Source organism: Rhizobacter sp. SG703 (genome assembly GCF_012275445.1).
Taxonomy (GTDB): domain Bacteria; phylum Pseudomonadota; class Gammaproteobacteria; order Burkholderiales; family Burkholderiaceae_C; genus Rhizobacter.
In genome coordinates this window covers 27,545-52,900 of record NZ_JAAZQK010000017.1, presented here as the reverse complement: position 1 = coordinate 52,900, position 25,356 = coordinate 27,545, and the positions used below count along the sequence as shown (strand labels likewise).

Annotated in this window: 28 protein-coding genes; 11 read left to right on the top strand and 17 right to left on the bottom strand. The window is 69.0% G+C overall.

Annotated elements, in window-relative coordinates:
• Positions 1-9 precede the first annotated feature (9 nt).
• The 14 genes from FHT26_RS28045 to FHT26_RS27980 all read right to left on the bottom strand — a co-directional run bounded on the left by FHT26_RS28045 (position 10) and on the right by FHT26_RS27980 (position 10,847).
• Positions 10-267 carry a YfhL family 4Fe-4S dicluster ferredoxin gene (locus FHT26_RS28045; protein ID WP_168563368.1) on the bottom strand — a complete coding sequence of 86 codons (258 nt, stop codon included), beginning with the start codon at positions 265-267 and terminating at the stop codon, positions 10-12.
• 25 nt (positions 268-292) lie between these two features.
• Positions 293-793: a pantetheine-phosphate adenylyltransferase gene (coaD, locus tag FHT26_RS28040; protein WP_169675916.1), complete on the bottom strand. Its 501-nt coding sequence runs from the start codon at positions 791-793 to the stop codon at positions 293-295.
• 31 nt (positions 794-824) lie between these two features.
• Entirely contained in the window at positions 825-1,496 is a 672-nt protein-coding gene (gene rsmD, locus FHT26_RS28035; RefSeq protein ID WP_490362818.1) for a 16S rRNA (guanine(966)-N(2))-methyltransferase RsmD, read from the bottom strand.
• Positions 1,493-2,257, bottom strand: coding sequence for an imidazole glycerol phosphate synthase subunit HisF (gene hisF, locus FHT26_RS28030; RefSeq protein WP_168563366.1), 765 nt, complete (start codon positions 2,255-2,257; stop codon positions 1,493-1,495). The genes rsmD and hisF overlap by 4 nt, the downstream gene beginning before the upstream one ends.
• 11 nt (positions 2,258-2,268) lie before the next feature.
• Complete coding sequence (hisA, locus tag FHT26_RS28025) at positions 2,269-3,012, bottom strand: 1-(5-phosphoribosyl)-5-[(5-phosphoribosylamino)methylideneamino]imidazole-4-carboxamide isomerase (protein WP_168563365.1); 744 nt, start codon at positions 3,010-3,012, stop codon at positions 2,269-2,271.
• A gap of 81 nt (positions 3,013-3,093) precedes the next feature.
• On the bottom strand, positions 3,094-3,750 hold the full coding sequence (gene hisH / locus FHT26_RS28020) for an imidazole glycerol phosphate synthase subunit HisH (protein WP_168563364.1): 657 nt from the start codon (positions 3,748-3,750) through the stop codon (positions 3,094-3,096).
• Between the two features lie 79 nt (positions 3,751-3,829).
• Positions 3,830-4,429, bottom strand: a complete 600-nt coding sequence (hisB, locus tag FHT26_RS28015) for an imidazoleglycerol-phosphate dehydratase HisB (protein WP_168563363.1) — start codon at positions 4,427-4,429, stop codon at positions 3,830-3,832.
• Positions 4,429-5,508, bottom strand: a complete 1,080-nt coding sequence (gene hisC, locus FHT26_RS28010) for a histidinol-phosphate transaminase (protein WP_246868135.1) — start codon at positions 5,506-5,508, stop codon at positions 4,429-4,431. The genes hisB and hisC overlap by 1 nt, the downstream gene beginning before the upstream one ends.
• Positions 5,508-6,827: a histidinol dehydrogenase gene (gene hisD, locus FHT26_RS28005; RefSeq protein WP_168563362.1), complete on the bottom strand. Its 1,320-nt coding sequence runs from the start codon at positions 6,825-6,827 to the stop codon at positions 5,508-5,510. Before hisD ends, hisC begins: the two co-directional genes overlap by 1 nt.
• A complete protein-coding gene (gene hisG / locus FHT26_RS28000; RefSeq protein ID WP_168563361.1) occupies positions 6,824-7,468 on the bottom strand; it encodes an ATP phosphoribosyltransferase in 645 nt (214 codons plus the stop codon). Before hisG ends, hisD begins: the two co-directional genes overlap by 4 nt.
• A complete protein-coding gene (murA, locus tag FHT26_RS27995; protein WP_168563360.1) occupies positions 7,468-8,727 on the bottom strand; it encodes a UDP-N-acetylglucosamine 1-carboxyvinyltransferase in 1,260 nt (419 codons plus the stop codon). The genes hisG and murA overlap by 1 nt, the downstream gene beginning before the upstream one ends.
• An 83-nt stretch (positions 8,728-8,810) precedes the next feature.
• Positions 8,811-9,083: a BolA family protein gene (locus FHT26_RS27990; protein WP_168563359.1), complete on the bottom strand. Its 273-nt coding sequence runs from the start codon at positions 9,081-9,083 to the stop codon at positions 8,811-8,813.
• Positions 9,084-9,135: 52 nt separating this feature from the next.
• The gene (locus FHT26_RS27985) at positions 9,136-9,912 is read right to left on the bottom strand and encodes an ABC transporter permease (protein WP_168563358.1); all 777 of its coding nucleotides are present in this window, start codon (positions 9,910-9,912) and stop codon (positions 9,136-9,138) included.
• 11 nt (positions 9,913-9,923) lie between these two features.
• Positions 9,924-10,847, bottom strand: coding sequence for an ABC transporter ATP-binding protein (locus tag FHT26_RS27980; RefSeq protein ID WP_168563357.1), 924 nt, complete (start codon positions 10,845-10,847; stop codon positions 9,924-9,926).
• A gap of 138 nt (positions 10,848-10,985) precedes the next feature.
• Between FHT26_RS27980 and FHT26_RS27975 the strand changes: the two genes are divergently transcribed.
• Both FHT26_RS27975 and FHT26_RS27970 read left to right on the top strand, forming a co-directional pair.
• Positions 10,986-11,687: a TetR/AcrR family transcriptional regulator gene (locus FHT26_RS27975; RefSeq protein WP_168563356.1), complete on the top strand. Its 702-nt coding sequence runs from the start codon at positions 10,986-10,988 to the stop codon at positions 11,685-11,687.
• Between the two features lie 15 nt (positions 11,688-11,702).
• Positions 11,703-12,476 (top strand): tetratricopeptide repeat protein, encoded by a 774-nt coding sequence (locus FHT26_RS27970; protein ID WP_168563355.1) that lies wholly within the window; start codon positions 11,703-11,705, stop codon positions 12,474-12,476.
• A 34-nt stretch (positions 12,477-12,510) separates the two neighbouring features.
• Here FHT26_RS27970 and FHT26_RS27965 read toward each other — a convergent pair whose 3' ends face one another.
• Positions 12,511-13,290 carry a Crp/Fnr family transcriptional regulator gene (locus FHT26_RS27965; protein WP_168563354.1) on the bottom strand — a complete coding sequence of 260 codons (780 nt, stop codon included), beginning with the start codon at positions 13,288-13,290 and terminating at the stop codon, positions 12,511-12,513.
• 119 nt (positions 13,291-13,409) lie between these two features.
• Here FHT26_RS27965 and FHT26_RS27960 point away from each other — a divergent pair, with 119 nt between their 5' ends.
• From FHT26_RS27960 to FHT26_RS27920, 9 genes are all read left to right on the top strand, one after another.
• Positions 13,410-14,051 carry a VOC family protein gene (locus FHT26_RS27960; protein WP_168563353.1) on the top strand — a complete coding sequence of 214 codons (642 nt, stop codon included), beginning with the start codon at positions 13,410-13,412 and terminating at the stop codon, positions 14,049-14,051.
• A gap of 115 nt (positions 14,052-14,166) precedes the next feature.
• Entirely contained in the window at positions 14,167-16,113 is a 1,947-nt protein-coding gene (locus FHT26_RS27955; protein ID WP_168563352.1) for an AMP-binding protein, read from the top strand.
• Positions 16,114-16,171: 58 nt separating this feature from the next.
• Positions 16,172-16,954, top strand: coding sequence for an ATP-binding cassette domain-containing protein (locus FHT26_RS27950; protein ID WP_168563351.1), 783 nt, complete (start codon positions 16,172-16,174; stop codon positions 16,952-16,954).
• Entirely contained in the window at positions 16,954-17,883 is a 930-nt protein-coding gene (locus tag FHT26_RS27945) for a branched-chain amino acid ABC transporter permease (protein ID WP_168563350.1), read from the top strand. The genes FHT26_RS27950 and FHT26_RS27945 overlap by 1 nt, the downstream gene beginning before the upstream one ends.
• Positions 17,884-17,886: 3 nt before the next feature.
• Positions 17,887-18,951, top strand: a complete 1,065-nt coding sequence (locus tag FHT26_RS27940; RefSeq protein WP_168563349.1) for a branched-chain amino acid ABC transporter permease — start codon at positions 17,887-17,889, stop codon at positions 18,949-18,951.
• Positions 18,952-18,988: 37 nt separating this feature from the next.
• Positions 18,989-20,323: an ABC transporter substrate-binding protein gene (locus FHT26_RS27935; RefSeq protein ID WP_168563348.1), complete on the top strand. Its 1,335-nt coding sequence runs from the start codon at positions 18,989-18,991 to the stop codon at positions 20,321-20,323.
• 71 nt (positions 20,324-20,394) lie between these two features.
• Complete coding sequence (locus FHT26_RS27930; protein WP_168563390.1) at positions 20,395-21,231, top strand: ABC transporter ATP-binding protein; 837 nt, start codon at positions 20,395-20,397, stop codon at positions 21,229-21,231.
• Between the two features lie 14 nt (positions 21,232-21,245).
• Positions 21,246-21,539, top strand: a complete 294-nt coding sequence (locus FHT26_RS27925; RefSeq protein ID WP_168563347.1) for a hypothetical protein — start codon at positions 21,246-21,248, stop codon at positions 21,537-21,539.
• Positions 21,539-22,825: a phenylacetate--CoA ligase family protein gene (locus tag FHT26_RS27920; protein ID WP_168563346.1), complete on the top strand. Its 1,287-nt coding sequence runs from the start codon at positions 21,539-21,541 to the stop codon at positions 22,823-22,825. The genes FHT26_RS27925 and FHT26_RS27920 overlap by 1 nt, the downstream gene beginning before the upstream one ends.
• 89 nt (positions 22,826-22,914) lie before the next feature.
• Here the strand turns inward: FHT26_RS27920 and FHT26_RS27915 are convergent, their stop codons facing one another.
• Both FHT26_RS27915 and FHT26_RS27910 read right to left on the bottom strand, forming a co-directional pair.
• Positions 22,915-23,892 carry a Bug family tripartite tricarboxylate transporter substrate binding protein gene (locus tag FHT26_RS27915; protein ID WP_168563345.1) on the bottom strand — a complete coding sequence of 326 codons (978 nt, stop codon included), beginning with the start codon at positions 23,890-23,892 and terminating at the stop codon, positions 22,915-22,917.
• 121 nt (positions 23,893-24,013) lie between these two features.
• Positions 24,014-25,255: a pyridoxal-phosphate-dependent aminotransferase family protein gene (locus FHT26_RS27910; protein WP_168563344.1), complete on the bottom strand. Its 1,242-nt coding sequence runs from the start codon at positions 25,253-25,255 to the stop codon at positions 24,014-24,016.
• Positions 25,256-25,356: the final 101 nt, after the last annotated feature.

The following is a 25,356-nucleotide window of genomic DNA, read 5'->3' as shown; positions in this document are numbered from 1 at the left end:
GGCCGGCGCTCAGCCTCCGGACGACGCCTGCAGACGCCGGTACTTGGCCCACAGGCTGTCCTGCGTCTCGACGTGCTCCGGGTTGACCGGGATGCAGCTGACCGGGCAGACCTGAACGCACTGCGGCTCGCCGAAGTGGCCGACGCATTCGGTGCACTTGCCCGGGTCGATCACGTAGTACTCCGGCCCCATCGAGATCGCCTGGTTCGGGCACTCGGGCTCGCACACATCGCAGTTGATGCAGTCGTCGGTGATCATCAGGGCCATGGCACGGGTCCCGCTGGAAGCTGGTTCAGGCGTCCGGCTTCACGCGCTGCTGAAGCCGTCGAAGCACCGAGGGTGACACGAACTTCGAGACATCACCGCCCAAGGTGGCAATCTCGCGCACGAACGTGCCGGAAACGAACTGGTAGTGGTCGCTGGGCGTCAGGAACACCGTCTCCACGTCGGGCATCAGCTGGCGGTTCATGCCGGCCATCTGGAACTCGTACTCGAAGTCGCTGACGGCGCGCAGCCCGCGCACCACCACCTTGCCGCCATGCGAGACCACGAAGTCGCGCAGCAGGCCTCGGAATGCGATCACCTCGATGTTCGGGTGCTTGGCGGCCAATTCCTGGGCGATCTCCAGCCGCTCGTCGAGCGTGAACATCGTGCGCTTGTGGTGGCCGGCGGCCACTGCGACGATCAGCCGCTCGAACAGGCGCGCGGCGCGCCGCATCAGGTCTTCGTGCCCGAGCGTCATCGGGTCGAAGGTGCCGGGGTACACGGCGGTGAGGCGGGTCACAGAGGTCAAGACAGGCTCCTTCGGATCGGGCTCACGCAGTTCACACCGCTTCGGCTGGCATTTGCGGCGCAGTGTAGCTGCGCCGCAGCAAATGGAAATGCACCGCGCCGGCGCGGCCATGGCGTTGCAGCACGAGGCCGAGCGGCGCCAGGTCCGCATCGCCGAAGGCCCGGTCGGCCTCCAGGTAGACGAAGCCGCCATCGACCACCAGCGGGGCCGCGGCCTTCAGCGCCGGCAGGAACGCATCGGCATCGAATGGCGGATCGATGAAGACCAGCTCGAAGCGGCCCGGCGCGCTGCGCGCCATCCAGGCCAACGCATCGGCAGCCTCGACGCGCACCTGCTCCGCCTTCAGCCGCGCCTGCACCTCGCGCAGGCCGCGGGCCAGCCGGCTGTCGCGCTCGATCATCGTCACCTCGGCCGCGCCCCGCGAGGCGGCCTCGAAACCGAGCGCCCCGCTGCCGGCGTAGGCATCCAGGCAGCGCCAGCCGTCCAGCGACTGGCCCAGCCAGTTGAACAGCGTCTCGCGCACCCGGTCGGGCGTCGGCCGCAGGCCCGGGGCATCGGCCACCGGCAGCTTGCTGCGCTTCCACACGCCACCGATCACGCGCACTTCGCGCGGCAGGCTCGCCCTGGGAGCCGCGGCCTTGCGGGGCCGGCCGGCGCCGTCGACGTTCGCGGCGGTCGTCGCGCCCTTCTTCGAGGCCCTCACAGGCGAACCGGGATCCCGCGGGCGGCCATCAAGGCCTTCGCTTCACCGACCGTGTGCTGCCCATAGTGGAAGATGCTGGCCGCCAGCACCGCATCGGCGCCGCCTTGCTGGATGCCCTCGACCAGGTGCTCGAGCGTGCCGACACCGCCCGATGCGATCACCGGCACGTCGACCGCATCGCTGACCGCGCGCGTCAGCGGCAGGTTGAAGCCGATCCGCGTGCCGTCGCGGTCCATGCTGGTCAGCAGGATCTCGCCGGCGCCGTGCTCGGCCATCGTGCGCGCCCAGTCGACCGCATCGATGCCGGTGTTGCGGCGCCCGCCGTGGGTGTAGACCTGCCAGCCGGGCTGGCCGTCGTCGCGCGACTTGGCGTCGATCGCGACCACGATGCACTGCGCGCCGTACTTGGCCGATGCATCGCGGATGACCTGCGGGTTGGCCACCGCGGCCGAATTGAAGCTGACCTTGTCGGCGCCGGCGTTCAGCAGCGTGCGGACGTCGTCCACCGTGCGCACGCCGCCGCCGACCGTCAGCGGGATGAAGACCTGCGAGGCCACCGCCTCGATCATGTGCAACAGCAGCCCGCGGCCGTCGCTGGTGGCGGTGATGTCGAGGAAGGTGATCTCGTCGGCGCCCTGTTCGTTGTAGCGGGCGGCGATCTCGACCGGATCGCCGGCGTCGCGCAGCTCGACGAAGTTGACGCCCTTGACGACCCGCCCGCCGGTCACGTCGAGGCAGGGAATGATTCGCTTGGCCAGCATCGGGTGCCGTTTCAGTTGTCGTTCAGTTCGTCGGCGCGCTTCTGCGCCAGCGCGAAGTCGAGGTTGCCGGTGTAGATCGCCCGGCCGCAGATCACGCCTTCGACACCCTGGTCTTCGATCGCGCACAGCCGCTCGATGTCGGCCAGGTTCGACAGCCCGCCCGACGCGATCACCGGGATCGACAGCGCCTGCGCCAGCTTGACGGTCGCGTCGATGTTGATGCCGTTGAGCATGCCGTCGCGGCCGATGTCGGTGTAGATCACGCCTTCGACGCCGTAGTCCTCGAACTTCTTCGCGAGGTCGACCACCTCGTGGCCGGTCAGCTTGCTCCAGCCGTCGGTCGCGACCTTGCCGTCCTTCGCGTCCAGCCCGACGATGATGTGCCCGCCGAACGCGCTGCAGGCGTCCTTCAGGAAGCCGGGGCTCTTGACCGCGGCGGTGCCGATGATCACGAAGCTGAGGCCGTCGTCGAGGTAGCGCTCGATGGTGTCGAGGTCGCGGATGCCGCCGCCGAGCTGTACCGGGATGTCGTCGCCGACCTCGGCCAGGATGGCCTTGATCGCCGCCTCGTTGACCGGCTTGCCGGCGAACGCGCCATTCAGGTCGACCAGGTGCAGGCGCCGCGCCCCGGCGTCGACCCATCGTCGCGCCATCGCGGCCGGGTCCTCGCTGAAGATGGTGGAGTCGTTCATGTCGCCCTGCTTCAGGCGGACACAGTGACCGTCTTTCAGGTCGATGGCAGGGATCAGCAGCATGGCCGAATCAAGGAGGTGGGTGGATGATCGGTCGGACCGAGAAGGACTCGAGCAAAGCGCTGGGGTGACGCCGGCAGGTGTTCAGGGAGTCCAATGCAGGAAGTTGCGGTACAGGGCAAGCCCGTGCTCGGCACTTTTCTCGGGATGGAACTGCGTGGCGAAAATGTTATCCCGAGCGAGCGCGCAGGTAAAGCGAACGCCGTAATCGGTTTCACCGGCGCTGTCGGCCGCGTCGGCCGGCTGCGCGTAGAAGCTGTGGACGAAGTAGTAGTACGCGCCGTCCGGCACGCCCGCCCAGATCGGGTGCACCCGGGGGTTCGAGCGCTGCCAGACCTCGTTCCAGCCCATCTGCGGCACCTTGAAGCGGCTGCCGTCGGGTTGCAGCCGGCCGGCGAGCTGGAAGCGCCGCACCGTGCCGGGGATCAACCCGAGTCCGTCGGTCGGGCCTTCTTCGCTGGTCGACAGCAGCATCTGCATGCCGACGCACACGCCCATCAGCGGCTTATTCGCGGCGGCGTGCAGCACGGCCTCCTGCAGGCCCGAGTCGCGCAGCTCGCGCATGCAGTCGGGCATCGCGCCCTGGCCGGGCAGCACGATGCGTTCGGCGGCGTACACCTCGTCCGGCTTCGACGTGACGATCACGTCGACGCCCTCCCCGCGGGCCACGTGCATCACCGCCTGCGACACCGAGCGCAGGTTGCCCATGCCGTAGTCGACGACCGCGACGGTGCGGGTCATGCCCGACCTCCCGCCGGGCCGCCCCAAGGGAGGTCACGCCCCCTCGGGGGGCAGGAGCGAAGCGACGTGGGGGCCGTCATCAGAGACTCCCCTTGGTCGACGGGATCACGCCCGACGCCCGCGGGTCGATCTCCAGCGCCATGCGCAGCGCGCGCGCGAACGCCTTGAAGATCGTCTCGCACTGGTGGTGCGCGTTCTCGCCGTGCAGGTTGTCGATGTGCAGCGTGACGCCGGCGTGGTTCGCGAAACCCTGGAAGAACTCGTAGACCAGCTGGGTGTCGAGCGCGCCGATCATGCCGCTCTTGAAGTCGACCCGCATGTGCAGCCCCGGCCGGCCGGAGAAGTCGATCACGACGCGCGACAGCGCCTCGTCGAGCGGCACGTAGGCGTGTCCGTAGCGCCGCAGCCCCTTCTTGTCGCCGACCGCCTTCGCCATCGCCTGGCCGAGCGTGATGCCGACGTCTTCCACCGTGTGGTGCCCGTCGATGTGCAGGTCGCCCTTGGCGTCGATGTCGAGATCGATCAGCCCGTGGCGGGCGATCTGGTCGAGCATGTGGTCGAAGAAGCCGATGCCGGTGTGGAACTTCGCGGCACCGCTGCCGTCGAGGTTCAGCGCGACCCGGATCTGCGTCTCGCTGGTGTGGCGGACCACCTCCGCCTTGCGTTCCACGGTGCTCATCAGAGGCTTTCCTTCAGGGCTTGCAGCATCAACACGTTCTCGTCGGGCGTGCCTACCGTCAGGCGCAGGCAGTTGGCCAGCAGCGGGTGCAGTCCGGCGACGTTCTTCACCAGCACGCCGCGCGCCTTCATGCCGGCGAACGCGGCCGCCGAATCGGCCACCCGCGCAAGGATCATGTTGGCCTCGCTCGGGAACGGCGTCACGCCGGGCAGCGCGCGCAGCGCCGCCAGCAACCGGTCGCGCTCACTGCGGATGATCGCCGCCTGGCGCGCGTACTCGTCGACATGCTCCAGCGCGAACAGCGCCGCTTCGCAGTTCAGCACGCTGATGTTGAACGGCGGGCGCAGCTTGTCGACCTCGGCGACCAGCGGCTTGCGCCCGATCAGGTAGCCGATGCGCACGCCGGCCAGCCCGAACTTGCTCATCGTGCGCATCAGCAGCACATGCTCGTGGCGCTTCAGCCGTTCCATCGAATCGCGCGCGGCGAACGGCTGGTAGGCCTCGTCGATCACGACCAGGCCCGGTGCGGCCTCGATGATCGCGTCGATCGCCACGTCATCCCACAGGTTCGCGGTCGGGTTGTTCGGGTAGGCCAGGTAGACCAGCGCCGGCTTGTGCTCGCGCACCGCGCCCAGCATCGCCGGCAGGTCGAGCTCGAAGTCGGCGGTGGTCGGCACGCCGATGAACGGCAGGCCCTGCAGCTTGGCCGACATCGCATACATCACGAAGCCCGGCAGCGGCGCGAGCACGCTGTTGCCCGGCACGGCGCAGGCCAGCGCCAGCAGCGAGATCAGTTCGTCGGAGCCGTTGCCCAGCATGATGTCGCAGTCGTCCGGCATGCCGGCGTGCTCGGCCAGCTTCGCGCGCAGCAGGTCGCCGCGCTCGGCCGGGTAGCGGTTCAGCGCGACGTCGGCCAGCCGCCGGCCCAGCGCCTCGCGCAGCGAGGGCGGCAGCGGGAACGGGTTCTCCATCGTGTCGAGCTTGACCAGACCGGCCGACGGCTGCACGGCGTAGCCGTGCATCGACTGGATGTCCTGGCGGATCACGCGCTTCATGCGTTGCTCCAGTGCGGCGCTCATCAGGTGTTTCCTTTCAGTCGAAGTTCGGCGGCCCGGGCGTGCGCCTGCAGGCCCTCGCCATAGGCCAGCTCGGCGGCGATCGGCCCCAGCACCTGCGCGCCGGCCTCGCTGACCTCGATCAGGCTGGAGCGCTTCTGGAAGTCGTAGACGCCGAGCGGCGACGAGAAGCGCGCGGTGCCCGAGGTCGGCAGCACGTGGTTCGGGCCGGCGCAGTAGTCGCCCAGGCTTTCGCTGGCGAACGCGCCGAGGAAGATCGCGCCGGCATGGCGCAGCAGCGGCTCCCAGCGCGCCGGCTCGGCCGAGCTGACTTCGAGGTGCTCCGGCGCGATGCGGTTGCTGATCTCGCAGGCCTCTTCCATGCTGCGGGTGTGGATCAGCGCGCCGCGCCCTTCGAGCGACGCGCGGATCACGTCGCGGCGCGGCATGTCGGGCAGCAGGCGCTCGATGGCTTCGGCGACGCGCGCGATGTAGGCCGCGTCGGGGCACAGCAGGATGCTCTGCGCGAGTTCGTCGTGCTCGGCCTGGCTGAACAGGTCCATCGCGACCCAGTCGGGCGGCGTGCTGCCGTCGGCCAGCACCAGGATCTCGCTCGGCCCGGCGATCATGTCGATGCCGACCTGGCCGAACACCCGGCGCTTCGCGCTCGCGACGTAGGCGTTGCCCGGGCCGGTGATCTTGTCGACCGCCGGCACGGTGGCCGTGCCGTAGGCCAGCGCGCCGACCGCCTGCGCGCCGCCGAGCGTGAACGCCCGGTCGACGCCGGCAATCGCCGCCGCGGCCAGCACCATCGCGTTGCGCTCGCCCTTCGGAGTGGGCACCACCATCACGATCTCGCCGACGCCGGCCACCCTGGCCGGCAGCGCGTTCATCAGCACGCTGGAGGGATAGGCCGCCTTGCCGCCCGGCACGTAGATGCCGACGCGGTCCAGCGGCGTCACCTTCTGGCCGAGCAGCGTGCCGTCTTCGTCGCGGTACTGCCATGAGCGGCCGCAGGCGTCGAGCTGGCGTTCGTGGTAGCTGCGCACGCGCCGCGCGGCCGCTTCGAGCGCGCTGCGCTGCGCCGGCGTGATCGCCTGCAGCGCCGCCTGCAATTCGTCGCGCGTGATCTCGAGCGCGGCGACCGAGGCGGCCGCCAGCCCGTCGAAGCGCTGCGTGTACTCCAGCAGCGCCGCGTCGCCGCGCGCCTGCACGTCGGCCAGGATCGCGGCGACGCGCTCCTCGATCGCATGATCCGTTTCCGCCGACCAATGCAGCACGCGCTGGAAATCGGCGTCGAAGCCTTGCGCGGTGGTAGCGAGCTGGCGGATCTTCACGGTCATGGTCGGGACTCGATGGCTGCGGAAAAGGCGTCGATGATGCGGCGCAAGGGCTCGCGCTTGAGCTTCAGCGCCGCCTGGTTGACGACCAGGCGCGACGAGATCTGCATGATCTCCTCGACCTCGACCAGGTGGTTGGCCTTCAGCGTGCTGCCGGTCGAGACCAGGTCGACGATCGCATCGGCCAGGCCGGTCAGCGGCGCGAGCTCCATCGAGCCGTACAGCTTGATCAGGTCGACGTGCACGCCCTTCACCGCGAAGTGGTCGCGCGCGACGCCGACGTACTTCGTTGCGACGCGGATGCGCGAGCCCTGCTTCACCGCCGCGGCGTAGTCGAAATCGGCTCGCACCGCGACGCTCATGCGGCATTTCGCGATGCGCAGGTCGAGCGGCTGGTACAGGCCCTGGCCGCCGTGTTCCAGCAGGATGTCCTTGCCGGCGACGCCGAGGTCGGCACCGCCGTACTGCACGTAGGTCGGCACGTCGGTCGCGCGCACCAGCACCACGCGCACCTCGGGCTGGTTGGTGCCCAGGATCAGCTTGCGCGACTTCTCCGGGTCTTCGGTCACCTCGATGCCGGCCGCCTTCAGCAGCGGCAGCGTCTCGTCGAAGATCCGGCCTTTCGAGAGGGCGAGGGTCAGCATCACTTGACCCGTTCGATGTCGGCGCCGATGCCGCGCAGCTTGGCTTCCATCTGGTCGTAGCCACGGTCCAGGTGGTAGATGCGGTCGACCACCGTCTCGCCGTCGGCCACCAGGCCGGCGATCACCAGGCTGGCCGACGCGCGCAGGTCGGTCGCCATCACGGTCGCACCCGACAGGCGCTCGACGCCGCTCATCACCGCGGTGTGGCCGTCGACCTCGATCTTCGCGCCCAGCCGCACCAGCTCGTTGACGTGCATGAAGCGGTTCTCGAAGATCGTCTCGGTGACCTTGGCGGTGCCGTCGGCGATGCAGTTCAGCGCCATGAACTGCGCCTGCATGTCGGTCGGGAAGGCCGGGTACTCGCTGGTGCGGAAGCCGACCGCACGCGGGCGCGCCGCGTTCTTCACGCGGATCCAGTCGGCGCCGGATTCGATCGTGACGCCGGCCTCGCGCAGCTTGTCGATCACCGCATCGAGGTGGTCGGCGCGCGCGCCGCGCAGCACCACGTCGCCGCCGGTGGCGGCCACCGCGCACAGGAAGGTGCCGGTCTCGATGCGATCGGGGACGATCCGGTGGCTCACCGTGTGCAGCCGCTCGACGCCCTGGATGCGGACCTTGCTGCTGCCATGGCCCTCGATCTTCGCGCCCATCGCGATCAGCATCTCGGCCAGGTCGCGGATCTCCGGCTCCTGCGCGGCGTTCTCGAGCACCGTCTCGCCGTCGGCCAGCGTCGCGGCCATCAGCAGGTTCTCGGTGCCGGTCACGGTGACCATGTCGGTCGTGATGCGAGCCCCACGAAGACGTTTCGTCTTGGCGATGATGTAGCCGTGCTCGACCACGATGTCGGCACCCATCGCCTGCAGGCCCTTGATGTGCTGGTCGACCGGGCGCGAGCCGATCGCGCAGCCGCCGGGCAGCGAGACGGTGGCCTCGCCGAAGCGCGCCAGCAGCGGGCCCAGCACCAGGATCGACGCGCGCATCGTCTTGACCAGGTCGTACGGCGCCTCTGGCGACGTGACGGAGGCGGCATTCAGCGCGACGGTGTCGGGGGCCGATTCGCTGCGCTCCGCGCTGACGCCCATGTTGCGCAGCAGCTTCAGCGTGGTGCTGACGTCCTGCAGGCGCGGCACGTTGGTCAGCGTGACCGGCTCTGCCGTCAGCAGTGCGGCGCACAGCTCGGGCAGCGCGGCGTTCTTGGCCCCGGAGATCGTGACGTCGCCGTTCAGCTGGCGGCCACCGCGGATGAGGAGTTTGTCCATGGCTCAGGAATCGCCCAGGCCCGGCACGGCTGAAGGACCTGCACCCGCAGGCCCGCCAGCCGCAGCGGACACTGCGGCTGGGTTCAGTGGTGGTGGTGGGCCGAGGCGGGCTCGGCGGCTTGGGCCCACTCGGCGGGCGTGAGGGTCTTCATCGACAGCGCGTGGATTTGCTCGCGCATTCTATCGCCGAGGGCCTTGTACACACGCTGGTGGCGCGCGACGCGGCTGGCACCTTCGAACTCCGCCGAAACGATGGTGGCGAAGAAATGGCGGCCATCGCCCTCGACCTGCAGGTGCTCGCAGGCGAGTCCTTGCGCGATGAAGCGCTGGACGTCGGAGGGGGTGGGGTCGGCCATAAGGACGGCGATTATCACCCAGGCCGGTAGCCCGGATGCCAATCCGGGTTGTTCAGTTCCGGATCTTGTAGCCGATGCGCAAGAGATGCAGGCACAGCCCGCACACCACCGCCAGGCTGCCCGCAACCACCGCCAGGCTGGTCCACGGCGACACGTCGCTGACGCCGAAGAAGCCGCGCCGGAAGCCGTCGATCATGTAGAAGAACGGATTCAGGTGGCTGACCGCCAGCCACACCGGCGGCAGCGAATGCACCGAGTAGAAGACGCCCGACAGGAAGGTCATCGGCATCACGATGAAGTTCTGGAACGCGGCGATCTGGTCGAACTTCTCGGCCCACAGCCCGGCCACCAGCCCGAGCGCGCCCATCAGCGCCGCCCCGGCGATCGCGAACACCAGGATCCACAGCGGCTGCGCGACCGTCAGCGGCGCGAACCACAGCGTGACCAGCAGCACGCCGAGCCCGACCGCCAGCCCGCGCACGATGGCCGCACCGACATAGGCCAGGAACCAGGCCCAGTGGCTGAGCGGCGTGACCAGCAGGAACACCAGGTTGCCGGTGATCTTGCTCTGGATCAGCGACGAGCTGCTGTTGGCGAACGCGTTCTGCAACACGCTCATCATCACCAGGCCGGGGATCAGGAACGCGGTGTAGCTGACGGTGCCGTAGACCTTCACATGGTCTTCCAGCGCGTGGCCGAAGATCAGCAGGTACAGCACCGCGGTCAGCACCGGCGCGGCGACGGTCTGGAAGCTGACTTTCCAGAAGCGCAGCACCTCCTTGTAGAGCAGCGTGCGCGTGCCGGAGAGGAGACCCGGAACGGCGCTCATGCCTTCACCGCTCATGCCTTCACCTCCGCCGGCCCGTTCATGATGTCGAGGAACACGTCTTCCAGGTCGGCGCGGCCGATCTCCAGGTCCTCGGGCTGGCAGCCGGCGGCGCGCAGCACGCCCAGCACCGTCTCGACCTCGTGCGCGTCGTGCGCCTTGATCTGCACGATGCGCCCGGTCACGCGCGACTGCGCTGCCAGCGACGCCGGCAGCGGCGCATCCATCTTGAAGCGCAGCATCGTGCTCGCGGTGCCGGCCAGCAGCGCCGACGTGCGGTCGAGCGCGACCACCCGGCCCTGCTTCAGCATCGCGATGCGGTTGCACAGCGCCTCGGCCTCTTCGAGGTAGTGGGTGGTCAGCAGCACCGTGTGGCCTTCCTTGTTGAGCCGCGCGATGAAGTGCCACAGCGTCTGGCGCAGCTCGACGTCGACGCCGGCGGTCGGCTCGTCGAGCACGATCACCGGCGGGCGGTGCACCAATGCCTGCGCGACCAGCACGCGGCGCTTCATGCCGCCCGACAGCTGGCGCATGTTGGCATTCGCCTTGTCGGCCAGCCCCAGGTGGTGCAGCAGTTCGTCGATCCACGCGTCGTTGCCGCGCACGCCGAAGTAGCCGCTCTGGATCACCAGCGCCTCGCGCACCGTGAAGAACGGGTCGAACACCAGCTCCTGCGGCACGATGCCGAGGCTGCGGCGCGCGGCGGCGTAGTCGTCGACGACGTCGTGGCCGTGCACCTTGACATGCCCGCTGGTGGCCTGCGACAGGCCGGCGAGGATGCTGATCAGCGTGGTCTTGCCGGCGCCGTTGGGCCCGAGCAGCCCGAAGAACTCGCCGGGCTCGATGTCCATGCTGACTTCGGACAGCGCGCGCACTTCGTTGTGCCCGCCCTTGGAACGATAGGTCTTGCTGACCTGCTGGAACGAGATGGCTGCCATGTTCTTCCGGGAGAAGGCGGCGATTGTAGGCAGCGCCCGCCAATCCTGCTGGCGCGGGCAAATACCGGCCGGATCGCGCGCGAGTTGGTGCTAGATTGCCCGCGCAAGGGACCTGTCACGCCCAGAACGACAACGACGATGGCCACCGCCTCGAAAGACCCGAAGCCCCCGCGCCGCACCGCCGAGCGCATCCTCGAAGTGGCCCTCGACCTGTTCAACCGCTTCGGCGAGCCGAACGTCTCGACCACGCTGATCTCGGCCGAGCTGAAGATCAGCCCGGGGAACCTGTACTACCACTACCCGGCGAAGGACGAGCTGATCAACTCGCTGTTCGGCCGCTACGAGCAGTCGCTGGTCGAGCTGCTGCGCGCAGCCGACGACGTGCGCCACGTCGAGGACGCCTGGCTGTTCTTCCACATGCTGTTCGAGCTGATCTGGCGGTACCGCTTCCTGTACCGCGACCTGAACGACCTGCTGTCGAAGAACCGCCGGCTGGAGACGCAGTTCCAGAAGATCCTCGACGAGAAGTCGCATGCGGTGCGCGCGGTGCTCGATGGCCTGGCGCGCGGCGGTGCGATCACCCAGCCCGGCAAGTCGGCCATCGACGGCCGCGAGGCCGAGCCGGTGGCGACCGCGATGGTGGTGGTGCTGACCTACTGGCTGAGCTTCGAATACGTGCGCGACCCGCGCCGCGCGCTCGAACCCGAAGCGGCCGGTGCCGCGCTGCTGCGCGGCGCCTTCCATGTGCTGAGCCTGCTGATGCCCTACCTCGATGCCGCCGCGCGCGAACACCTGCTCGCGCTGGTCGGCAATTACCAGAATGCGCTGCCGAAGCGCTGACACCAGGAGACACCGATGGCCAAGTGGACCGCTTTCCCGTACGACGCCGACGAGTACCGCTTCGACGCGGCGAGCCTGAAGAAGAAATGGGCGCGGCTGCATGCCGGCGATGCCGAGCCGCTGCCGAAGGACGACCAGGTGCTGGCCGCCTGGGCGCTGTTCCATGCCGGCGAGTTCCAGAAGGCGACCGAGGCCGGCCTGAAGGCGGGCGGCGCCGGCATCACGGTGGCCAACAAGGCGCAGGCCATCTACGCCAATTACCTGGAGAAGAACGAGAAGACGAAGCTCGCGCTGTTCCAGGAGGTCGCCGAGCGCGCCGAGGCGCAGGCCGCCGCCGACCCGAAGAACGCGAATGCCTGGTACCTGTCGGCCTATGCGCTGGGCCGCTACAGCCAGGGCATCAGCGTCGCGAAGGCGTTGACGCAGGGACTGGGCAGCAAGGTCAAGGGGGCGCTCGAGATGGCGATCCAGCTGCAGCCGAAGCATGCCGACGCGCACATCGGGCTCGGCACCTTCCATGCCGAAGTGATCGACAAGGTCGGCTCGCTGCTCGGGCGCACGCAGGGGGCGAGCAAGGATGCCGGCCTCGCGGCCTTCAAGACCGCGCTGAAGCTGAACCCGAACTCGGCGATCGCGATGGTGGAGTACGCGAACGGGCTGGTGATGCTCGAGGGCGACAAGAAGATGAAGGAAGCGGAAAAGCTGTATGCCGATGCGGCAGCCTTCAATGCGGCCGACGCGATGGAGCGGCTGGATGTGGAGATGGCGCGGGCGGAGCTGGAAGACTAGGCCAGCGGACGCGCGTCCCCGATCGGCATCCGGGCTACGGACCTGGTGGCCCGGATGCCGATCCGGGATCGCCATGGCGCTGCAGCCGCCGCCTCAGGCCTTCCAGGTCGAGCACCCGCAGGCCGCCGTACTCGATGCGGATCAGGCCCTCGCGCTGCAGCGCATGCAGCGCCTCGTTGACCCGCTGCCGCGACAGCCCGACCAGGTAGCCCAGCTCCTGCTGCGTGATCCGCAGCAGCGTGCCGACCCCGGGGTACAGCACCGGATGGAACAGCGACGCCAGACTGCGTGCGACCCGGGCATCGGGATCGTTGAGCCGGTCGATCTCGCGCGCCCCGATGAACTGCCCGAGCCGCTCGTTCAGCTGCTGCATCACGAAGCGGTTGAACGGAATGCTGCGGTCCACCAGCCAGTGGAAGGTCTCGACCGTGATGCCGGCCACCACGCTCTTGCGCAGCGCCTGGATGTTGTAGCGGTAGACCTCGCGCTTCAGCACCGTGCCCTCGCCGAACCAGCCGCCCGGCGGCACGCCGGTGAAGGTGATCGGCATGCCGAGCGCCGAGTCGTTGCTCATCTTCAAGAGCCCGTCGACCACGCCGAACCAGAAGGTGGCCGGCTTGCCGACGCGGCACAGCAGCTCGCCGGCCTCCACCTGCACCACCTTCAGGTCGTCGACCGCGCGCTCGCGTTCATCGGCCTGCAGCGACTGCAGCCACGGGATGTCGCGCAACTCGTCGGCGCTGGCCTGGCGCGCGCGTGCCCGCAGCGGCGCCGGCCCCGCGTTCTGCACCACCGGGGGAATCGCTGCATCCATCGACACCGTCCTCGCCATCGTGCACGGATTGTCGGCAGGTCCACGGCGGATCGTCAAACCGATCCGGCCGCAATGCCTCGTCGCGCAGAATCCGCCGATCCCCCGCCGAGGCCGTGCCAATGCCCCATTGCCAGATCGATCACCTCACCGTCACCGCGCCGACGCTGGCGCAGGGCGCCGCCTTCGTCCGCGACGCGCTCGGCGTCGAGTTGCAGCCCGGCGGCGAGCACCCGCGCATGGGCACGCACAACCTGCTGCTGCGCCTGGGCGACAGCCTCTTCCTCGAAGTCATCGCGGTGAATCCCGACGCGCCCCGGCCGACGCGGCCGCGCTGGTTCGCGCTCGACGCGCTTCATGCGAACGCCCCGCCTCGCCTGACCACCTGGGTCGCCCGCACCGACGACATTCGACGCGCCGGCGCGTCCGCACCCGAAGCGCTCGGCCCCATCGAACCGATCACGCGTGGCAGGTTGCAATGGCTGATCACGATCCCGGCCGATGGCAGCCTGCCGCTGGGCGGCGCCGCGCCGGCGCTGATCGAGTGGCAGACGCCGGTCCATCCGGCCTCCGGCCTGCAGGACGTCGGCTGCTCGCTGCAGCGCTTCGAGGTGTTCCACCCGGAGCCCGATCGCATCGGCGCGCTGCTCGCGGCGCTCGGCCTGGCCCAGGCCGTTGTCGTCTCGCCGCTGCCCGCCGGTGCCGCCCCGCGCCTCGTCGCGCAGATCCGCACGCCGAGCGGCCTGCGCACGATCGGCGCGTAGCCGCGGGTAAGACCGAAGGGGGAAGTCCCGAGGATTGTCGTCAGAACGACAACACGGCGTCAAACTTGTTCGTACAGTCGCCGCAAACGGACGGAAGAACAGAAGGAGACCCGCGGTGCTGACGACGTTTCCCCGTCTGATGCGAGACCATGCCACACAGCGCCCGGACGCCCCGGCGCTGCGCGAGAAGGACTTCGGCATCTGGCAGACGCTCAGCTGGTCGCAGCTGGCCGTGCTGGTGCGCGAGCTGGCCGGCGGCCTGGCGCACGCCGGGCTGCAGCGCGGCCAGCATCTGATCGTCGTCGGCGAGAACCGGCCCCGGCTGTACGCGACGATGCTCGCCGCGCAATCGCTCGGTGCCATTCCGGTGCCGCTGTACCAGGATGCGGTCGCCGGCGAGTTCGTGTTCCCGATCGTCAACGCCGGCGTCGCGTTCGCGGTGGTCGAGGACCAGGAGCAGGTCGACAAGCTGCTCGAGATCCGCCCGCAGTGCCCCGCCCTCGCCCACATCTGGTTCGACGACCCGCGCGGGCTGCGCCACTGCGACGAGCCCGGCGTGGCCTCGCTGGATGCGCTGGTCGCCGCCGGCCGGCACTTCAATGCCGCGCACCCTGCCCACGTCGACACCGAGGTGCAGCGCAGCCGGCCGGAGGACGTCGCCGCGATGTTCTTCACCTCCGGCACCACCGGCCACCCGAAGGGCGTGGTGCACACGCATGCGAGCCTGATCGACCGGGCGCGCGCCGGTGCGCGCTTCGACAAGCTGACCGAACGCGAAGAGGTGCTCGCCTACCTGCCGCTGGCCTGGATCGGCCAGAACGTGTTCTCGTATGCGCAGTGGCTGACCTGCGGCTACGTCGTCAACTGCCCGGAATCGTCCGCCACCGTCGGCATCGACCTGAAGGAGGTCGGCCCGACCTACTACTTCGCGCCGCCGCGCGTGTTCGAGGCCCTGCTCACCAGCGTGATGATCCGCATGGAAGACGCCAGCGCGCCCAAGCGCTGGCTGTTCCGGCGCTGCATGGCGTTGGCGCGTCGCGTCGGCCCGGCGGGCATGGACGGGCAGCGCCTCGGCCTGCCCGACCGCCTCGCCTACGGGCTCGGCAACCTGCTGGTCTACGGCCCGCTGCGCAACACGCTGGGCCTGTCGCGGGTGCGCGTGGCCTACACCGCCGGCGAGGCGATCGGGCCGGACCTGTTCACCTTCTACCGCTCGATCGGCATCAACCTGAAGCAGCTCTACGGCTCCACCGAAACCGCGGTGTTCGTCTGCCTGCAGCCCGACCACCAGGCGCGCGCCGACACGGTCGGCGTGCCGATCGACGGCGTCGAGCTGAAGGTCGGTGCCGACGGCGAGGTGCTGGTGCGCTCGGCCGGGCTGCTGAAGGGCTACTACCGCAACGAGGCGGCGACCGCCGAGGTGCTGTCGCCCGACGGCTGGTACCGCACCGGCGATGCCGGCTTCCTCGACGCGCAGGGCCACCTGAAGATCATCGACCGCGCGAAGGACGTCGGCCGGCTGGTGGGCGGCGCCAACGACGGCGCGATGTTCGCGCCCAAGTACGTCGAGAACAAGCTGAAGTTCTTTCCGTACATCAAGGAAGCGGTGGCCTTCGGCGACCGGCGCGAGAAGGTCTGCGCCTTCATCAACATCGACATGGAAGCGGTCGGCCACTGGGCCGAGCGCCGCAACCTGCCGTACGCCGGCTACACCGACCTCGCGCAGAAGCCGGAGGTGGTCGAGCTGGTGCGCGACTGCGTCGAGCAGGTCAACGCCGACCTCGCGGCCGATGCGACGCTGGCCGGCAGCCAGGTCACCCGCTTCCTGGTGCTGCACAAGGAACTCGATGCCGACGACGGCGAGCTGACGCGCACGCGCAAGGTGCGGCGCGGCTTCATCGGCGATCGCTACCAGGTGCTGGTCGACGCGTTGTACGGCGGGCGGGCCTCGCAGTACATCGAAACGGCGGTGAAGTTCGAGGACGGCCGCAGCGGCATGGTCTCGGCCGACCTGCGCATCGCCGACGCGAAGACCTTCGCCGCGGTGAGGAGCGCCGCATGACGCATTGCTCCGTTCGGGCTGAGCCTGTCGAAGCCTGGCGCCACGAAAGGATGCCAGCGTGACCCGGGCCATCGGCGACGTGATCCTCGACGTGCAGAACATCAGCCTGTCGTTCGGCGGCGTGAAGGCGCTGACCGACATCAGCTTCGACCTGCGCGAGCACGAGATCCGCGCCATCATCGGCCCGAACGGCGCCGGCAAGAGCTCGATGCTGAACTGCATCAACGGCGTCTACCAGCCGCAGCAGGGCTCGATCGCGCTGCGCGGGCGCACCTTCCGCCACATGAACTCGCGCCAGGTGGCCGAGATGGGCGTCGCGCGCACCTTCCAGAACCTGGCGCTGTTCAAGGGCATGAGCGTGCTCGACAACATCATGACCGGCCGCAACCTGCGCATGAAGAGCAACCTGCTGCTGCAGGCGCTGCGCCTCGGGCCGGCCGAGCGCGAGGAGATCGCGCACCGGCAGGTGGTCGAACGCATCATCGATTTCCTCGAGATCCAGCCGTACCGCAAGACGCCGGTCGGCAAGATGCCGTACGGGCTGCAGAAGCGCGTCGACCTCGGCCGCGCGCTCGCGATGGAGCCGCAGGTGCTGTTGCTCGACGAACCGATGGCCGGCATGAACGTCGAGGAGAAGCAGGACATGAGCCGCTTCATCCTCGACGTGAACGACGAGTTCGGCACCACCATCGTGCTGATCGAGCACGACATGGGGGTGGTGATGGACATCAGCGACCGCGTGGTGGTGCTCGACTACGGCAAGAAGATCGGCGACGGCACGCCGGGCGAGGTGCGCGGCAATCCCGACGTGATCCGCGCCTACCTGGGGGTTCAGCACTGATGGGATTCTTCCTCGAAACCCTGTTCGGCGGCCTGATGGCCGGCATGCTGTATGCGCTGATCGCGCTCGGCTTCGTGCTGATCTACAAGGCCTCGGGCGTGTTCAATTTCGCGCAGGGGGCGATGGTGCTGTTCGCCGCACTGGCGATGGCGCGCTTCTCCGGCTGGTACCCGCTGTGGTTCCACTTCGAGAGCCGGCTGCTGGCCAACCTGCTGGGCTTCGTGACGGCCGCGGCCCTGATGGTGGCGGTCGCGTGGCTGGTCGAGCGGCTGTGCCTGTCGCGGCTCGTGAACCAGGACGGCATCACGCTGCTGATGGCCACGCTGGGCATCGCGTACTTCCTCGACGGGCTGGGCCAGACGCTGTTCGGCAACGACATCTACAAGATCGACGTCGGCATGCCGAAGGAGCCGCTGCTGGTGCTGCAGGGCACGTTCGACGGCGGCGTGCTGATCAGCCAGGAGGACCTGGTGGCCGCGCTGGTCGCGGCGACGCTGGTCGCGCTGCTCGCGCTGTTCTTCCAGAAGACCGCCACCGGCCGCGCACTGCGCGCGGTGGCCGACGACCACCAGGCGGCGCAGTCGATCGGCATCCCGCTCGACCGCATCTGGGTCATCGTGTGGTCGGTGGCCGGCATCGTCGCGCTGGTGGCCGGGATCATCTGGGGCAGCAAGCTCGGCGTGCAGTTCTCGCTGTCGCTGGTGGCACTGAAGGCGCTGCCGGTGGTGATCCTCGGCGGGCTCACGTCGATCCCGGGCGCGATCCTCGGCGGGCTGATCATCGGCGTCGGCGAGAAGCTGTCGGAGATCTACCTCGGGCCGATGCTCGGCGGCGGGATCGAGATCTGGTTCGCCTATGTGCTGGCCTTGGTGTTCCTGCTGGTGCGGCCGCAGGGGTTGTTCGGCGAGAAGATCATTGATCGGGTCTGACCCATGCTGTACCGAGAAAACGGCCAGTTCAAGACCAGCTACCGCGCCGACCAGCAGCTCTTCCCGGTGCTGCAGGACCGCGTCGCGATGCTCGCGCTGCTGGCCGTCGCCTTCGTGGTGCTGCCGCTCACCGCGCCCGAGTACCTGTTCCGCGCGATCCTGATCCCGTTCCTGATCCTGTCGCTGGCGGCCCTCGGGCTGAACATCCTGGTCGGCTACTGCGGCCAGATCTCGCTCGGCACCGGCGCCTTCATGGCGGTCGGCGCCTATGCGGCCTACAACCTCCAGGTGCGCATTCCCGGCATGCCGCTGATCGCGTCGCTGCTGCTCGGCGGGCTGTGCGCGACCGGCGTCGGCGTGCTGTTCGGCATCCCGTCGCTGCGCATCAAGGGGCTGTACCTCGCGGTCGCGACGCTCGCGGCGCAGTTCTTCACCGACTGGGCCTTCCTTCGCATCTCCTGGTTCACCAACAACTCGTCGTCCGGCTCGGTCAGCGTGTCGGGCCTGGACGTGTTCGGGTTGCCGATCGAATCGCCGGTGTCGAAGTACCTGCTGTGCCTGGCCTTCGTCAGCGTGTTCGCGCTGCTCGCGAAGAACCTGGTGCGAGCGAGCATCGGCCGCGAATGGATGGCGATGCGCGACATGGACGTCGCCGCCGCGGTGATCGGCATCCGCCCGATGTACGCCAAGCTCACCGCGTTCGCGGTCAGCTCGTTCATCGTCGGCGTGGCCGGCGCGCTGTGGGGCTTCGTCCACCTCGGCGCGTGGGAGCCGGCCGCCTTCAACATCGACCGCTCGTTCCAGCTGCTGTTCATGGTGATCATCGGCGGGCTCGGCTCGATCAGCGGCAGCTTCATCGGCGCGGCCTTCATCATCCTGCTGCCGCTGCTGCTGAACCAGGTGCCGCGCTGGTTCGACATGCCGCTGTCGACCGCGCTCGCGTCGCATCTCGAGTCGATGATCTTCGGCGCGCTGATCGTGTTCTTCCTGATCGTCGAGCCGCACGGGCTCGCACGGCTGTGGTCCACCGCGCGCGAGAAGCTGCGGCTGTGGCCGTTCCCGCACTGAGACTGCATTCGACAACACCACCACAACGGAGACAGACATGGAGTTCAAGTCGTTCGCACGGGTTGCCGCGATCGCCGCGGTGGGTTGGGCCGGCCTGCTCGCCACGCCGGCGGCGCTGGCCCAGGCCAGGGAGCAGTTCTTCCCGCTGCTCGTCTACCGCACCGGCGCCTACGCGCCGAACGGCACGCCGTGGGCCAACGGCAAGCAGGACTACCTGAAGATGATCAATGCCCGCGACGGCGGCATCAACGGCGTCAAGCTGACGTTCGAGGAATGCGAGACCGGCTACGCGACCGACCGCGGCGTCGAATGCTACGAACGCCTGAAGGGCCGTCCCGGCGTGACGCTGTTCGACCCGCAGGCCACCGGCATCACCTTCGCGCTGACCGACAAGGTGCCGGCCGACAAGATCCCGCTGATCACGCTCGGCTACGGCCTTGCGGCCTCGCAGGACGGCGGCGTGTTCAAGTGGAACTTCCCGCTGATGGGCTCGTACTGGACGGCGGCCGACATCCTGATCCAGCACATCGGCAAGAAGGAAGGCGGGCTCGACAAGCTGAAGGGCAAGAAGATCGCGCTCGTCTACCACGACTCGCCGTTCGGCAAGGAGCCGATGCCGCTGCTGGAAGAGCGCGCGAAGACGCACGGCTTCGAGCTGGTGAAGATCCCGGTGACGGCCCCCGGCGTCGAGCAGAAGTCGGCCTGGCTGCAGGTGCGCCAGCAGCGGCCCGACTACGTGCTGCTGTGGGGCTGGGGCGTGATGAACTCGACCGCTCTGAAGGAGGCGATCGCCACCGGCTACCCGCGCGAGAAGATGTACGGCGTCTGGTGGGCCGGCGCCGAACCGGACGTGAAGGACGTCGGCGATGCGGCCAAGGGCTACAACGCGCTGGCGCTGAACACCTCGGGCCAGCAGCCGAAGGTGATCCAGGACATCCTGAAGTACGTGCACGACAAGGGCCAGGGCGCCGGCCCGAAGGACGAGGTCGGCTCGGTGCTGTACACCCGCGGCATCATCATCCAGATGCTCGGCGTCGAGGCGGTGCGGCGCGCACAGGAACGCTACGGCCGCGGCAAGGTGATGACCGGCGAGCAGGTGCGCTGGGGGCTGGAGAACCTGGCGCTCGACCAGAAGAAGCTCGATGCGCTCGGCTTCGCCGGCGTGATGCGGCCGGTCAGCACCTCGTGCCTGGACCACATGGGCACCAGCTGGACGCGGGTGCACACCTGGGACGGCAGCAAGTGGAACTTCTCGTCCGACTGGTACCAGGCCGACGAGCAGATCCTGAAGCCGATGGTGAAGGCGGCGGCGGACAAGTACGCGGGAGAGAAGAAGCTGACGCGCCGCACGCCCGAGGATTGCCAATCGTGAGCGAGCCTGGATCGAAGCCGAGCCCGCCGCACGGCCGGCCGAAGGCGGGCGAGCCCCCCCCGGGGGGTGGTCTGGCGTACTCGACGGACCGGGGGTCGACACTCCTCAACGTCAACGGGATCGAGGTGATCTACCACCACGTGATCCTGGTGCTGAAAGGGGTCTCGCTGCAGGTGCCCGAAGGCGGCATCGTCGCGCTGCTCGGCGGCAATGGCGCTGGCAAGACGACGACGCTGCGCGCCGTCAGCAACCTGCTGGCGGGCGAGCGCGGCGCGGTCACCAAGGGCAGCATCGAACTGCGCGGCGACCGCATCGAGGCGCTGTCCACCGCCGAGATGGTCAACCGCGGCGTGGTGCAGGTGATGGAAGGCCGGCATTGCTTCGCGCACCTGACGATCGAGGAGAACCTGATGACCGGCGCGTACACCCGGCGCGATGGCAAGGCCGCGGTCGCGCAGACGCTGGAGAAGGTCTACGGCTACTTCCCGCGGCTGAAGACGCGGCGCGGCTCGCAGGCGGCCTACACCTCGGGCGGCGAGCAGCAGATGTGCGCGATCGGCCGCGCGCTGATGGCGAACCCGAAGATGGTGCTGCTCGACGAGCCGTCGATGGGCCTCGCACCGCAGATCGTCGAAGAGGTGTTCGAGATCGTGCGCGACCTGAACCAGCGCGAGCGCGTGACCTTCCTGCTGGCCGAGCAGAACACCGCGATGGCGCTGCGCTATGCCGACCACGGCTACATCCTCGAGAACGGCCGCGTCGTGATGGACGGCGCGGCGCAGGCGCTGGCCGACAACGAGGACGTGAAGGAGTTCTACCTCGGCACCGGCGGCGCGAAGGACGACGCGGTGCGCAAGAGCTTCCGCGACGTGAAAAGCTACAAGCGCCGCAAGCGTTGGCTGAGCTGAAGGGAGAGACGAGCATGTCCGACGATTTCTTTGCGCTGCCCGCGTTCAAACCTGACGAGACGCTGGTCACGCTGAAGCGCCAGCTGCGCGAGCTGAAGCCGCTGGCCGAGCGAGGTGCGGGGTTCGACTGGAAGGGCAAGCCGGTGCTGCAGCTCGCGAACGATGCCGCGACGATCACCGCCCGCATCGCGCGCCGGCCGGTCACGACGCCGGAATGGGACACGCAGGTGCTGAAGAGCGGCGCCGACGTGCGCAAGCTGGTCGACGAGCTGCGCAAGCGCCTGGCCCGCTGGGCGGATGACGAATGATGGGTGCGCCTTTTGCCGCGCCTTTCGATGCGCTCGAAACCCGCGCGCCGGCCGAGCGCGAGCGCGCGCTGTTCGCCGCGCTGCCGGCGCTGCTGGCGCATGCGCAGGCCCATGCGCCGGCGTTCGCCGCGCTGCCGGCCGGCGCCGCGGCCGGCAGCGTCACCGATCGCGCGGCGCTCGCGGCGCTGCCGGTCACGCGCAAGAGCGAACTGCTGGCGCGCCAGCAGGCCGCGCGCGAGGGCGGTGTCGCCGCCGATGTCTTCGGCGGCTTCTCGACCATCGGCTGGCGCGGCCAGCGCCGCCCGAACGGCGCGCGCAAGGTCTTCCAGTCGCCCGGCCCGATCTACGAGCCGGAGGGCGAGGCCACCGACCCCTGGCGCGTGGCCCGCGCGCTGCATGCGGCCGGCTTTCGCGCCGGCGACCTGGTGCACAACAGCTTCAGCTACCACCTGACGCCGGCCGGCTCGATGATGGAAGGCGGTGCGCTCGCGCTCGGCTGCACCGTGTTCCCCGGCGGCGTCGGCAACACCGAGCTGCAGCTGCAGGCGATGCGCGAGCTGCGGCCGCACGGCTACGTCGGCACGCCGAGCTTCCTGAAGATCCTGGTCGACAAGGCGCTCGACGCCGGCGGCTCGCTCGGCCCGGTGCAACGCGCGCTGGTCAGCGGCGAGGCCTTTCCGCCGGCGCTGCGCGACTGGCTGCGCGGCCACGGCATCGAGGGCTACCAGTGCTATGCGACGGCGGACCTGGGGCTGATCGCGTACGAGACCGAGGCCCGCGAAGGGCTGGTGCTCGACGAAGGCGTGATCGTCGAGATCGTGCGGCCCGGCACCGGCGACCCGGTGCCCGACGGCGAGGTCGGCGAGCTGGTCGTCACGACGCTGAACCCCGACTACCCGCTGGTGCGCTTCGGCACCGGCGACCTGTCGGCGGTGCTGCCCGGCCGCTGCCCGAGCGGGCGCACCAACACGCGGATCAAGGGCTGGATGGGCCGGGCGGACCAGACGGCCAAGGTGCGCGGCATGTTCGTGCACCCGTCGCAGGTGGCCGAGGTGGCGAGGCGCTTTCCGGAGGTTGCGCGGGCCCGGCTGGTGGTCAGCGGCGAGATGGCGAACGACCGGATGACGCTGCGGGTGGAGGTGGCACAAGCCGCCGACGGTCTCGCGGCCCGCATCGCCGACGCGATCCGCGACGTGACCAAGCTGCGCGGCGAGGTCGAGCTGTGCGCACCGGGCAGCCTGCCGAACGACGGGCGCGTGATCGAGGACGCGCGCCAGTACGATTGAGGCAGTTGATCAAGCAACGCCCGCGGAACCGGCTTTGCCGGGCCGCTGGGTGGCGCCCCTTGGGGGCAGGAGCGAAGCGACTGGGGGGCTCAGGTATCTGCCTTGACGTGGCCTTCCTTGACCACCTTCGCCCACTTCGCGATCTCGGTGTGGATGAACGCGGTGAATTTCTCCGACGACCCGCCGCCGTCCTCGGCGCCATAGCTGTCGAGCCGCTCCTGCACGTCGGGCATCGCCATCACCTTGTTGGCGTCCTCGTTGATCTTCTGCGCGAGGCCCTTCGGAAGCTTGCCCGGCCCGACCAGGCCGTACCAGGTCGTGGCCTCGAAATCGGGAAAGCCCGACTCGGCCATCGTCGGCACCGTCGGGTGACCCTTCGCCCGCTTGGTGCGCGTCTGCGCGATCGCGACCACCTTGCCGCCCTTCACATGCGGCGTGGCCGCCGTCATCGTCTCGAAGCAGTAGTTGATCTGCCCGCCGATCAGGTCGGTGATCGCCGGCGCGCTGCCCTTGTACGGGATGTGCAGCGCATCGACCTTGGCGCTCAGCTTGAACATCTCCAGCGCCAGGTGCTGCGCCGAGCCCGAACCGGCCGACCCGAAGCTGATCTGCCCCGGCTTCGCCTTGCACAGCGCGACCACGTCTTTCAGCGTGACGGCCGGCTGCATCGTGCCGGCAATCAGCAGGTTCGGCGTGACGCCGACCAGCATGATCGGCACGAAATCGCGCTCGACGTTGTAGTTCAGCTTCGGCTGCAGGCTCGGCGCGAGCGCATGGCTGTTGATGTGGGCCATCAGCAGCGTGCTGCCGTCGCTCGGCTGCTGCGCCACGTAGTCGGCCGCCAGCACGCCGGCCACGCCGGCCTTGTTCTCGATGATCACCTGCTGGCCCCACATCACGCCCAGCTTCTGGCCCAGCACGCGGGCCAGCGCGTCGGTGCCGCCACCGGGCGGGAAGCCGACGATGATGCGGATCGGGCCCGAAGGCAGTCCCTGCGCGAACAGCCTGGGCGCGCCCAGGCTGGCGACCGTGCCGGCCGCGGCCTGCAATAGGGAACGACGTTGCATGGTGATCTCTCCTGAATGTCTTGAACGGCGAACATGAGAGGAGCCTGCGAACGCCGTCGCCTCGCCCCCCGGAGAACAGGTCCGCTGAGCGACGGACCGCAAAAACCTGGCGGTCAGCGGCTCAAGCCGCCGCCTTCAGCACCGGCGCCTGCGGATGGGCCGAGAAGTAGTCCATTGCCGCCTGCACGCCGCTGCCGGCGGTCACGATGCCCGACAGCTTCAGCCCCATCTCGACGCCGGACAGCGCCGCCATCAGCGTCAGGTCGTTGCAGTCGCCCAGGTGGCCGATGCGGAACATGCGGCCCTTGACGCGGCCGAGGCCGGTGCCGAGCGACAGGTCGAAGCGCTGGTGGATCAGCTTGCGCAGCGCATCGGCGTCGACGCCGTCGGGCGTGATCACGCCGGTCAGCACCGGCGAATACACCGCCGGGTCGGCGCACTGGATCGGCAGGCCCCAGGCCCGCACCGCGCGGCGCACCGCCTCGCCCCAGCGCTGGTGGCGGGCGAACACGCTGTCGAGCCCCTGCTCGAGCAGCAGGTCGAGCGCCTCGCTCAGGCCGTACAGCAGGTTGGTGTTCGGCGTGTAGGGCCAGTAGCCGGTCTTGTTGATCTCGATGATCTCGTCCCAGGCCCAGAAGGCCTTCGGCAGCTGCGCCTTCTTGCTCGCGTCGATCGCCTTCGGCGAGACCGCGTTGAAGCTGATGCCCGGCGGCAGCATCAGGCCCTTCTGCGAGCCGCTGACGGTGACGTCGACGCCCCACTCGTCATGCCGGTAGTCGGCACTGGCCAGCCCCGAAATCGTGTCGACCAGCAACAGCGCCGGGTGCTTCGCGGCATCGATCGCGCGGCGCACCGCGGCGATGTCGGAGGTGACGCCGGTCGAGGTTTCGTTGTGCACCACGCAGACGGCCTTGATCTGGTGGCCGGCGTCGGCGCGCAGGCGCTGCTCGATCAGGTCGGCCTGCACGCCGTGGCGCCAGCTGTTCGGCAGGCCGGTCTGCGCATCGGTGCCGGGCAGCGCGAGGAACTCCGGCTTCAGGCCGAGGCGCAGCGCCATCTTCTGCCACAGGCTCGCGAAGTGGCCGGTCTCGTACATCAGCACCGCGTCGCCGGGGCTCAGCACGTTGGCCAGCGCCGCCTCCCACGCGCCGGTGCCGGAGGCCGGATAGATCACGACCGGGTGGCGGGTGCGGAACACCTGCTGGATGCCGGACAGCACCTTCAACCCCAGCACGCCGAACTCCGGCCCGCGGTGGTCGATGGTGGGCAGGCTCATCGCCCGCAGGATGCGATCCGGCACCGGGCTGGGCCCGGGGATCTGCAGGAAATGACGGCCGCTGGGATGCTGGTCTAGCGCGATCATGACGACTCCTGACGAGGTCCGAATGCGCCTGAGTTTTGCATACAAAATTCATTTGTCAATCGTTGTGATTTGCCACGGCATCCGTATGATCACAAGCGACC